The 12,228-nt window shown below is 39.9% G+C and carries 7 protein-coding genes and 1 other RNA gene; 6 read left to right on the top strand and 2 right to left on the bottom strand.

Annotated elements, in window-relative coordinates; all coding sequences use genetic code 11:
• Nucleotides 1-23 precede the first annotated feature (23 nt).
• Genes V2H41_RS06215 through V2H41_RS06205 form a run of 3 tightly spaced genes read left to right on the top strand, consistent with a single transcriptional unit; the run spans nucleotide 24 to nucleotide 3,810 of the window.
• The gene (locus tag V2H41_RS06215) at nucleotides 24-1,802 is read left to right on the top strand and encodes a RagB/SusD family nutrient uptake outer membrane protein (RefSeq protein WP_330974273.1); all 1,779 of its coding nucleotides are present in this window, start codon (nucleotides 24-26) and stop codon (nucleotides 1,800-1,802) included.
• 29 nt (nucleotides 1,803-1,831) lie between these two features.
• Nucleotides 1,832-2,218, top strand: a complete 387-nt coding sequence (locus tag V2H41_RS06210) for a BACON domain-containing protein (RefSeq protein WP_330974272.1) — start codon at nucleotides 1,832-1,834, stop codon at nucleotides 2,216-2,218.
• A 56-nt stretch (nucleotides 2,219-2,274) separates the two neighbouring features.
• Nucleotides 2,275-3,810, top strand: a complete 1,536-nt coding sequence (locus V2H41_RS06205; protein ID WP_330974271.1) for a sulfatase family protein — start codon at nucleotides 2,275-2,277, stop codon at nucleotides 3,808-3,810.
• Nucleotides 3,811-3,898: 88 nt separating this feature from the next.
• Here V2H41_RS06205 and secA read toward each other — a convergent pair whose 3' ends face one another.
• Nucleotides 3,899-7,222: a preprotein translocase subunit SecA gene (gene secA, locus V2H41_RS06200; RefSeq protein ID WP_330974270.1), complete on the bottom strand. Its 3,324-nt coding sequence runs from the start codon at nucleotides 7,220-7,222 to the stop codon at nucleotides 3,899-3,901.
• A 229-nt stretch (nucleotides 7,223-7,451) separates the two neighbouring features.
• On the opposite strand from secA, the gene V2H41_RS06195 reads away from it, so the two are divergent.
• Entirely contained in the window at nucleotides 7,452-9,389 is a 1,938-nt protein-coding gene (locus V2H41_RS06195) for an LTA synthase family protein (protein WP_330974269.1), read from the top strand.
• Here the strand turns inward: V2H41_RS06195 and V2H41_RS06190 are convergent, their stop codons facing one another.
• Entirely contained in the window at nucleotides 9,390-11,093 is a 1,704-nt protein-coding gene (locus V2H41_RS06190) for a glycosyltransferase family 39 protein (RefSeq protein ID WP_330974268.1), read from the bottom strand.
• A 78-nt stretch (nucleotides 11,094-11,171) separates the two neighbouring features.
• On the opposite strand from V2H41_RS06190, the gene V2H41_RS06185 reads away from it, so the two are divergent.
• Together V2H41_RS06185 and rnpB are read left to right on the top strand one after the other, a co-directional pair.
• Nucleotides 11,172-11,684: an acyl-CoA thioesterase gene (locus V2H41_RS06185; RefSeq protein WP_330974267.1), complete on the top strand. Its 513-nt coding sequence runs from the start codon at nucleotides 11,172-11,174 to the stop codon at nucleotides 11,682-11,684.
• A 96-nt stretch (nucleotides 11,685-11,780) separates the two neighbouring features.
• Nucleotides 11,781-12,171, top strand: an RNA gene (rnpB, locus tag V2H41_RS06180) — RNase P RNA component class A.
• The last annotated feature ends 57 nt before the right edge of the window (nucleotides 12,172-12,228 follow it).

Here is a 12,228-nt window from a genome sequence, read left to right as displayed (position 1 = left end):
ATAAACAGTCAAAAATCAGCGCAATGAGTTCTAAAATTAAAATTTCTATATTCATTATTATTATATGTAGTCTAAGTCTAACTGCATGTAATAAGGATTTCTTGAATCGTCAGCCACAAGATGTATTAAGTTCTGACAATCCACTGGCGACTACTAATGAAATGCGTTTATTTCTTAATCAGTTTTATGAAACTAGTTTTCCCTCTCACCCAGTTACTGTGGGCGGGGCTGGTATTGCATTTAACGATGCCGGTACCGATAATATGACTTTTTCTTCTGTTAATAATAGAATGAATGGTACTTTGTCCTTAAGTAATGCAAGTCCTTTAAGTGGATATTCTACTATAAGAAGTATAAACTATTTTTTAGAAAATTATCATAATGCTACAGGTGATAGAAACCTAATTAATCAATATGTAGGTGAGGCCAGATTTTTTATAGCAATTACGTATTTCAACATGCTAAAGAATTATGGTGATCTTACTTGGGTGAATAAAGTCCTTTCTGCAGATACTTCTTTTATGCAAGTGCCACGTGATCCTAGAACACTGGTTGTAGACTCTATTTTAACAGATCTAGATATAGCGGCGGAATTATTGCCAGCTGTTTATAGTAGTGCAACAATGCGTGTGCATAAAGATGTTGCCTTAGCGTTAAAATCAAGAGTTGCCCTTTATGAAGGGACATGGCAAAAATACCATAAGGCAAAAAATGATCCATTTTTTACAAATGGGATTACTGATGCTAAAATCCAAAATTATTTAGAGCAAGCTAGAGATGCAGCTTATGCGGTGATGAGCAGTGGAAGATGGCAGGTTTATACCACAGGCAATCCCTTAGAGGATTATAAAACAATGTTTATTACTACAGACTTATCTACCAACCCAGAAGTACTTTTATTCCGTCGCTATAGTGTAAGGGATAATATCGGACATAGCACTAGTAAATATCTCTCTACAGCAGGGGCAGATATGGGAATAACTCAATCTCTGGTAGATGACTATTTGACAAGAGATGGACGCCCTTTTCTTGGAAATGAAAGGCTTCAAACACAGCAAATTTATGGTAATGAACTTAAACCAGATATTAGAGATCCACGCCTGTTTCAAACAGTAGCTGTTCCGGGGCAATCTTTACGTCCTGATGCTGTGGTGCCAGATTTTCCTCCAATAGATCAAACTGGATTTAACAGAAGCACGACAGGCTTCCCTCTATATAAATTTTTGGAGTACAATGATTCTAGAGCTGTAGCTGATGATTATAATAGTCAGGCCCCAGCTATTGCATTTCGCTATGCCGAAGTATTATTAAATTATGCAGAGGCTATGGCTGAATTAGGAGGTGATCCTACTCTTATTACCGCGGCACTTAAACCATTACGTGATCGTGTGGGAATGCCTCCTGTGGATTTGGCAAGGGAGTATAATACCGATCCTAATTACCCTTTTCGTGATCTAAGCCCTGTACTTCAGGCAGTAAGAAGAGAAAGGAGGGTGGAACTAGCTGCTGAAGGTTTTCGTTTAGATGATATTATGCGATGGGCTGCTGCAGATATATTAATTAAAGGTCAGCGACCTATTGGAGCCTTATACATTGGTAGTAATATGAGCGCTCATTATCCAACATCCTATCAGCCTTTGTTAACGGGTATTAATTCCGATAGTAGACGTTATTTAGATCCTTTGCGAAATGTGTTGCCGAATGGTTATGGATTCAATTTAAATAGAGATTATTTGTTACCTATTCAGCAACGTATGCTACAGTTAACTGGCTATAAGTGGACTCAAAATCCCAATTGGTAATTATTTATTAGTCATAAAATGATTTCAAAATGTTAAGAAATTATATACTAAAAAATCGATTTGCTTTATTATTCATTATATTTTTTATTTCATTTATTTCTTGTAAAAAAGACGAGCTGCCTCCAAAGCCCGAGCCTTCGCCATTTTCTGCCACATTGGAAAATAATATAGCTGCTTTTCCTGCAAATGGCGGGACAGTTAATATCGTCATCAATGCGGGTGCAAATGGTTGGTGGGTTACATTACCTACAAATGATTGGTGCGTTATCAATAAGATTTACGGTTCAGGAGATTATAAATTGCCTGTGACTATCTTACCTAATAATACAGGTATGTCGCGCTCCATTACCGTTACTATTAATCCAACATTCAATCTTCCTCCTGAATCAATTACTATAACGCAAAATGCAAACTGAGATTGTTTTAACTTTATTGGAGGTTGTTAGTAATGAAAATCAAACTCAATATAAAAATGTTCAAGCTTAAAGAACTATTAGTGGGATTGCTTGCAATAACTGCATGTGCCGCAGTGGCACAAAAGCGTCCTAATATCGTTATTATTATTTCCGATGATCATGCCTTTCAGACAATAAGTGCCTATGGGAGCAAGCTGATGCAAACTCCCGCAATTGATAGAATTGCTAAAGAGGGCGTACTATTTAATAGAGCTTATGTAACCAACTCTATTTGTGGTCCTAGCCGTGCAGTAATTATCACTGGTAAGTATAGTCATAAAAATGGATTTAAGGATAACGAGAACTCTACTTTCGATGGTTCACAGAATAATTTCTTAAAAGAGTTAACCAGAGCCGGATATCAGACTGCATGGATTGGAAAATGGCACCTTAAAACCAATCCTGAAGGAATTTCTTATTGGCAAGTATTGCCGGGGCAGGGGAGTTACTTCAATCCTGATTTTATTATGATGGATGGTAGTACTAAAAGAATCGAAGGGTATGCTACCAATATTACTCAGGATATTGCTGAGGAGTGGTTAAACCAACGCGATACTTCTAAGCCTTTCTGTTTGGTGATTGGTCACAAGGCTACACATCGTACCTGGATGCCCGACACTTGTGATCTTGGAATGTTTGACGATGTTACTTTCCCGTTACCTCCTACATTTTACGATCAGTACGAAAACCGCAAGGCGGCTGCAGTACAGGAAATGAGCATAGCTAAAGACTTAAGATTGGGATATGATCTTAAGATTTTTAATAGTGAAGAGGAGGAGAACAAAGAACGTAGTTTTATGCGCATGAATGCAGCACAACGGGCTGCTTATAGCCGGTACTACGCGCCTATAAGAGAAGATTTTAAGAAAAAGAATTTGTCCGGTAAGGAACTTATCGAGTGGAAGTATCAGCGTTATATGAAAGATTATTTGTCCACCGCGGCATCTCTTGATCGCAATATTGGACGGGCACTCGACTACTTAGATAAGCATAATCTAAGCGACAACACTATAGTGATTTATATGAGCGATCAGGGGTTTTATATGGGAGAGCATGGTTGGTTTGATAAACGTTTCATGTATGAAGAGTCATTTCGTACACCTATGGTGATGCGCTATCCCGGGAAAATAAAGCCTGGTAGTATCAATAATGATCTGGTGATGAATGTGGATATTGCACCCACTATTTTGGAAGCAGCCGGTGTTCCCATTCCTGCCGATATGCAAGGAGCTTCTTTCTTGCCTTTAGTAACTCAAAACAAGGCAAAAGGAAGAGCGGCCATGTATTATCATTATTACGAGAATGGAGAACATGCTGTATCGCCGCATTTTGGTATTAGCACCGGAAGATACAAGCTCATTCGTTTTTACAAACGTGTGGAAGGTTGGGAGCTTTATGATTTGCGGAATGATCAATATGAAATGAAAAATTTGTACAATCTTCCACAATACAAAAAACTGGTAGCACAACTTAAAAAGCAATTGCTGCAGTTAATCGATAAGTACGAAGATGTAGAAGCTAAAGCTATTTTGTTTTCAGAAGGTGGTTTGTAAACAATATTTCTAAAGCTACAACAAAAGGATAAAAATAAAAGAGGCGGTGTGAAACCGCCTCTTTTTATATGTCGTTTTGAAATTAGGATCACTCTCCTTTTCCATGACAATGCTTGTATTTTTTACCACTACCACAGGGACAAGGATCGTTTCTTCCGATTTTAGGTCCTACGCGTATAGGTTCCTGTTTTACGCGTGTGGTCGTGGGGTCAAAATAATCGCGCTCATTGGCCGCATAGTCATCGCCTGCTGCATCAATCTCATCTTTATTAACACTTAATTTGCTGAGATCGGTTTTTTCCTGACGACCTTCTTTGATAGCAGTATCCTGTTGTTGTTCGGGTAATGAAGCCTGTGTTAAGAATGAGATGATGTCTTTATTAAGGTTCATCACCATATTGTTAAACAACTGGAAGGCTTCCATTTTGTAAATCACCAGCGGATCTTTCTGCTCCAGATATGCCGTTTGCACGCTTTGCTTAAGATCGTCCATAGCGCGCAGATGCTCTTTCCATGCTTCATCAATTACAGCAAGCGTAATGGTTTTTTCCATGCTTGCTATAAGCGCTCTACCATTGGTTTCGATGGTTTTGTCAAGAGGTGCCAGTACATTAATACCCTTTCTACCATCTGAGAACGGTACTACTACATTTTCTATATGACTACCTTGGGTAGCACGTATATTTTGGAATACAGGAACGGCTTTTTGACAAATACTTTCTGTGTGTTCGTTGTAGCGTTTTATAGCTTCATCATACAGTTTGTCTGATAAAGAACGGATATCACCGGTTTTTAATTCATCTTCGGTAATGGTTGTATCCATACCAAAGTTCAAGATACAGGCTAATTTAAAGCCTTCGAAATCCTCCTGCTCTTTGAACGATGTAACCAGACTTTCGGCTACGATGGCAAAAGCGTTATCAATGTCTAGTGAAAGTCTTTCTCCAAACAAAGCATGATTTCTTTTTTCATAAATCGCATTTCTTTGTTTGTTCATTACATCATCGTACTCCAACAGACGCTTACGTATTCCGAAGTTGTTTTCTTCTACTTTCTTTTGTGCACGCTGAATGGAGTTGCTGATCATACTATGCTGTATCACGTCTCCTTCTTTGTACCCCAGCTTATCCATCATACTGGCGATACGGTCGCTACCAAACATACGCATCAGGTCGTCTTCCAGTGATACGTAGAATTGGGAACTACCGGGGTCGCCCTGACGTCCGGCACGCCCACGTAACTGTCGGTCTACCCGGCGGCTTTCGTGTCTTTCGGTACCAATGATTGCCAACCCTCCAGCTTCTTTTACGCCTGGGCCCAGCTTAATATCGGTACCCCGACCGGCCATGTTGGTAGCAATAGTTACAGCTCCAGCCTGACCTGCTTCCGCCACAATTACAGCTTCTCTTGCATGCTGTTTTGCGTTCAATACATTGTGTGGAATTTTTTTCTGTTGTAGCATACGGCTTAACAGCTCACTGGTTTCCACAGAAGTGGTACCTACCAGTACCGGGCGGCCACTGTTTCTTAAGCGCTCAATTTCGTCTATAATGGCTTTATATTTCTCGCGTTTGGTTTTGTAAACTAAATCCTGTTTATCCTCACGAATGACTGGAAGATGTGTTGGGATGGTCACCACATCCAGTTTGTAAATGCTCCACAGTTCTGCTGCTTCAGTTTCCGCAGTACCGGTCATACCAGCCAGCTTATGATACATACGGAAATAGTTTTGCAGGGTAATGGTGGCATATGTTTGTGTAGCCGCTTCGATCTTTACGTTTTCTTTAGCCTCAAGTGCTTGGTGCAGACCATCACTGTATCGGCGCCCCTCCATAATACGACCGGTTTGTTCATCCACGATCTTAATAGCGCCATCCATAATGACGTACTCAACATCTTTTTCGAAGAGGGCGTACGCTTTTAACAATTGCTGTACAGCGTGTATACGGTCTGCTTTAAGGGTATACTCGTTTAATACTTGTTCTTTTCTTTTAAGTTTTTCTTCGGCAGTGGCATCACTTTTTTCTATTTCGGCCAGCATTGCGCCAATATCAGGCAATACGAAGAAATTAGGGTCTTCGCCAGCTCTGGTAATGGTTGCCAACCCCTTTTCTGTTAGGTCTACCGATCTATTTTTTTCGTCAATACGGAAAAGCAGTTCCGAATCAACGATATGCATATTGCGTTCCTGATCTTGTAGATAATAGTTTTCGGCTTTTTGAAGTTTTACTTTAATACCTGGTTCGCTTAGATATTTAATCAGCGGATTGTATTTGGGTAATCCGCGGAAGGCTCTGTACAAGTATAGGCCTCCTGTTTTAGGATCGTCTTCGCCTTTTTCAATTAACCTTTTTGCTTCGTTCAGCGAATTTCTTACAATACGTTCCTGTTCGCGATAAAGTTGTTCTACCCGGGGTTTCAGTAGATGGTACTGCTGTTCATCGCCTTTATCAACAGGACCGCTTATGATTAAGGGTGTACGAGCATCGTCAATTAATACGCTATCCACCTCATCCACCATAGCGTAATGGTGCTTGCGCTGCACAATCTCGTCGGCTGTATGCACCATGTTGTCGCGTAGATAGTCGAAGCCGAATTCGTTATTGGTTCCGTAGGTAATGTCGGCCAAATAAGCATTGCGTCTTGCCGGTGTATTGGGTTGATGTTTGTCGATACAATCCACACGCAGTCCTAGCCATTCAAAAATAGGACCGTTCCACTCTTGGTCACGACGGGCCAAATAATCGTTCACTGTTACGATGTGCACTCCTTCGCCGGCGAGTGCATTCAGATACGCCGGTAGGGTAGATACTAGTGTTTTACCTTCCCCGGTTGCCATTTCAGCAATTTTCCCGCTGTGCAATACGGCACCACCAATCAGCTGCACATCATAGTGCACCATGTTCCAGGTGATTTTCCCACCGGCTGCGGTCCAGGTGTTGCTATATATGGCTTTATCGCCGTCGATAGTGATGTAATCGCTTTTTACACTTAACTCTCGGTCTAGGTCGGTGGCTGTAGCTACAATCTGCTCATTTTCTTTAAATCTTCTGGCGGTTTCTTTTACTACCGCAAAAGCCTCGGGTAGTAATTCGTCCAGAATTTTTTCAATTTCCTTATCGCGCTCTTTCTTCAGCTCATCCACCTGTTTGTAAATCTTATCTTTTTCAACAAGCTTATCGTGCGAAAGTGCTTCGGCCTCGGCATTCAGTGCTTCCAGCTTTTTATCTATCTCGCTTAAGTGTGCTTTAATGCGCTGTCTGAACTCCTGAGTTTTACCTCGAAGTTCATCATTGGTTAACGATTGATATTGCTGGAAATAGTTATTTATTTTCTCTACAACAGGCAGAAGCTTTTTAACGTCTTTTTCTGACTTGCTCCCACCAAAAAGCTTTGATAAAAAACCAAACATGATAATGTATTAATATTTTAAATGAATATCCACCTTCAAAAACAGTGCTGTTATTATAAATAACAGACAATTTGACAGGGTTGCAAAGATAACGAAAAGACCCGTAGCGTGGGTACTCCTTTCGTCATACATACCGCCCATATCAGATAGCGAATTTTGTGATATAGCATTCAAAAATAGGTAATAAGTGTGTTGTATTATCAAATTGCTAATTTTGAAACATTTTTATATGAAGTTTAAAGCCAATTACTACGCGGCAGTCCTGTACCGGATGGGTGTTGCCTTGTTTTTTATATTCCTCTGTCGGTTTATCTTCTGGGGGCTGAATACCTCATTATTCCCTGGATTGACAGCTGATAAGTGGTTGCATATCTTGAAGGGAGGATTGCGGTTTGATATTGCAGCACTATTTTATTTTAATGCACTCTCGCTAGTATTGATGGTGTTCCCTTTACCCGCTTCAGTGCTCAACCATAGGATTTACAAACGGGTTGTAGAAACTTCTTTTATTGTATGCAATGGAATTGCTTTATTGCTCAATTGTATTGATTTTATTTATTATCGTTTTACACTAAGGCGCACCACATTTGCAGTGCTTAAAGAGTTTCAGAATGAACAAAACTTTGGACAGCTTGCCAAGCATTTTGTATCAGATTTCTGGTATGTGACATTGATTTATCTTGCCTTGCTGACGCTGATGATATTTTTATACAACCGGGTACAGACTGAAGCAATAGAGGGAAAATCAAAAGTACGATACTATATCAGGGGGGTAGTAATATTGCTATTAACCGTGTTTCTGGCGATAGGAGGCATTCGTGGCGATTACAAACATAGTACCCGTCCTATTACCATTAGTAATGCCGGAGATTATGTTAGCAATCCCAATGAAATTTATTTAGTACTGAATACGCCTTTTACGTTTATCAGAACTACCAGCGTACAGACTCTTAAGAGAGTGAATTATTATACTGACGAAGAACTGGAGCAGATTTATACTCCCATTCATCGCCCACATCCTGATAATGTGTTTCAAAAGAAAAATGTAGTGTTAATTCTGCTGGAAAGCTTTGGCAAAGAGGCAATGGGTTTTTACAACAAAGATTTGGAAGGTGGCACCTATACAGGGTTTACGCCTTTTCTGGACTCCCTAGCCGCACATAGTAAGATTTTCTGGCAATCGTTTGCCAATGGTAGAAAGTCTATTGATGCGATTCCTTCTTGTATAGCCAGTATTCCTAGTGGTGTTAATCCTTTTGTACTCACGCCTTATGTGTCGGATACCATAGGAGGGCTGGCTCATGTGCTACGTAAAGAAGGTTATCATACATCCTTCTTCCACGGAGCTCCTAATGGGTCAATGGGCTTTACGGCCATTACCAAATTGTTAGGCATAGAATATTATTATGGCAAAAACGAGTTTAATAACGATGCGGAATATGACGGTATTTGGGGTATTTGGGATGAGCCCTTTTTGCAGTTTTTTGCACAAAAGTTGGGGACATTTCAGCAGCCATTCTTTAGTACCTTTTTTTCTGTGTCTTCTCATCATCCTTTTAAGGTGCCGGAAAAATATAAGGACGTATTTAAGAAAGGCCCGTTACCCGTTCTGGAATGCATTGGGTATACCGACATGGCTCTGAAAAAATTTTTTGAAGCTGCCAAGCAGCAGCCTTGGTTTGATAATACACTGTTTATAATTAGTGCTGATCATGCTACGGTAACTTATCATGAAGAGTATCAGACGCCATGGGGAGATATTGCCATTCCGATTATTTTATATGCTCCTGGAGATAGTGCTATGAATGGTATTCACGATGGTATTATTCAGCAAATTGATATCATGCCTACTGTATTGGGATATCTAAATTATAACAAGCCTTTTGTAGCATACGGTAATAATGTGTTAGATACAGCGCAACAGCAGCAGGCATTTGCTTTTCAGTATTCCGCTGGATATAAGTGGTTTGAGGGAGATTACATGCTTTTCTCAGACGGTGAGCACGTAAAGGAGTTGTACAATTATAAAACCGATCGTCTTTTCCGCAATAATATTGCTGCTGATAGCTCACAGTTAGCCGAACGATTGCATCGCCGATTAAAAGCTTTTATACAGCAGTATAATAACCGACTTATTGAAAATCGTTTGGTAATTGAAACTCCATAGTTATTCCACTTTCACTGGATAAAAAGCGCTGGCAAAGTTGCCCGGGAGTATACCATTCTTGATAGAGAAGAGTATTTTATACTTGCCGGGGTTCTCCGGAGTTTTTAATTGAATGTGTATTTGCTTTTTTTCATTTGCCTGGAAAGTTATACCTGGTATAACATAATCTTCGGTTGAGTTGATGTAGTCATACTTGGCTATAAAGAAAGCATAATCTACTTGTAAGGGATTATATAGCTGTATATCGTGGTCGGCTTTGTTTTCAATCGTCAACGTAACCGCGTAAGTGCTATTGGCCTTTAATGTAGAAGGAATATCTGAAGGAGTAATTTTCAACGCATTGATGCAAGTGTAATGTTTGAGTGGCAGTAACGTGCCCGGCGCATATTTTGTATCGATATATGTATGTGAGGGGGCTTCCGCGTTTCCTCCTTTATAATAGTAGAGATTTTGGCCGGAGAATATACAATCATCCTGAAGATTGAAATTTGTTTTCCTATAACTCTTAGTATTATAGCCTATGGCTTGAGCACCTTCGTTATAATACATGTATAGAGAAGGCAATACATAGGAATTTTCAAATAGTATCGGGGTATCGCCGACCTTACTGTACACAGTTTTTGCCCATTCCTTACCATAAAAGAAGGGATAATAATTTTTGATCAGCAAAAAAGGCGAATGAGGTATGAAGAATAAAATACGCGCTAGCAAAATAAGTGCAATATTGGCTATAGCTAGCTTTTTAAATATGCGTTGATATTTGGAAGTGCCGTTGTTGAGTAACCATAAGAACAATACAATAAATGACGGCGTACCAATCAACGTCCAATGAGCCTCTACAGTGTTTTTAAGAGATGAGATTAAAAAGAAAATCAGTGTTCCGGCAAATACAAAAGCGTGGGCTCTTAAAAGTTTGTTTTGTATTTTAATTTTATAACAAGTAGCATAAAATAGCAGTGAGATAAACGGGCCGAAAACCAATAACTGTCCCAGTAAATAATCTGTCGTGTAATTAATTCTATAGTGTTTGGCAAGACGTTCATTAAGATGAAATCTAAGGCTGGGCCAGTCGTGCGTGTACTGCCAATAGATATGCGGAAGAAAGAATAAAGTAGTGAGTAAAACCACCAACCAGAAATGTTTATTCAATAGCAACCGTAAATTGGAGAGTACCACAAAAATTACAAGCAATATACCATGATATTTACTGTAGAACATTCCGGTTATAGCTACAGCCATCAATAATGTATTGCTCAGTGTGTTTTTATCTAGGAAATATTTATAGCTTAATAAAAACAAAGATGCAAAAAACAAGAGAGGTGCATCAGGTGTCGTAATAAAACTATAAACATTAAGAATAAGGGTTGCAGCACAAATGAGAATAAACCATCGCACATTTTTCAACGCATCGGGCAAAGCCTTGTACATAATTAATATGCTGCAGGTGGTAATCAATACTGTTCCCAGTCTGGTGAATACAGGCCCATGTCCCAGTAGTTCGCCCAAACGGATTAGTACAGTTACCATAGGTGGATGGTCGAAGTAGCTCCAGTCCAGATTTTTGGATAGCTGCCAGTAATAGGCTTCATCGCCTTCTAGATTCAGAAAGGCTGCCTGTAAGCAATTAACAACAAACCACCCTAGAGCAAAATAGGTTAGGTATTTTGTTTCATTTCGGGAAGTAGTATGGACACCGATACTCATGTATTTGTAATTTATTGCGGCGGTAGCTTTTTTAGTAATCATCTGGTAAAATGAAGCTTTGCCGCTACCTTTGCAAATATGACGAAAAAACCTAAAGATAGTATCGTAATAATGACAGAGTTGGTTTTGCCCAATGATACCAATACGTTTGGTAATCTCATGGGGGGACGACTTATGTATTGGATGGACATTGCGGCTGCTCTTTCGGCCCAAAAACATTGTAATGCACCGGTAGTAACCGCATCGGTAGATAACCTTTCGTTTGTAAACCCTATTAAATTGGGTAATGTAGTACATATCGAGGCGCGTGTGACACGCTCTTTTAACACCTCCATGGAAGTAATGCTAAATGTCTGGGGGGAAGATTTGGTGCGGAAGGATCGATATAAAAGCAATACAGCTTATTATACGTTTGTCGCATTGGATGCAGACGGAAAACCTACACCAGTACCTGCTATTGAGCCGGAGACTGACGAGGAAAAAGAATTATACAACGGAGCTTTGCGTCGCAGACAATTACGTTTAATATTGAGCAATAAAATGAAGCCGGGTGAAGCAACAGAGTTAAGGCGCCTTTTTGAAAAAGGATAAACTATGTTGGGCTTCATTAGGTGGTAATACCTTTTTATTCGAATAGCGAGAAGCCGTATTTTTGGTCGGTTCAATTATTGATTAAATTTACAAATAGTTACAAGCCAGGCTATCGCCTTTCAATTCTCTGAAGGGAGGAAAGTCCGGACAGCGTAGGGCAACACACCGGTGAATAGCCGGGTTCGCCAATAGGCGAAACAGAAAGTGCCACAGAAAATTACCACCTTTCTTTGCTTTACGGCAGGAAAGGCCAGGGTGAAAACGTGAGGTAAGAGCTCACGGGAATACTTAGTAATAAGTATTTCGGGTAAACCTTGTGTGCTGAAATGCCATGTAAACCCCGATTTTTCTTCGGCCCGGAGAAATGCTTCCATGCTATCGGGGAGGGTAGGCAGATTGACTTCCGGTAGTAATACCGGAAGCAGATAAATGATAGCCATTCCACTTTGGTGGAAGACAGAATCCGGCTTATCGGCTTGTAACTTTTTTTATTATTATATTTCTATGCTCAGGTTCTTCAAATTTTGGTCACGAACTGATCGCT

Origin of the sequence: Niabella digestorum (assembly GCF_036409055.1) — a bacterium.
Lineage (GTDB): Bacteria > Bacteroidota > Bacteroidia > Chitinophagales > Chitinophagaceae > Niabella > Niabella composti.
The sequence above is the reverse complement of the archived record's forward strand: the minus strand, read 5'-3'. Positions and strand labels throughout refer to the sequence as shown.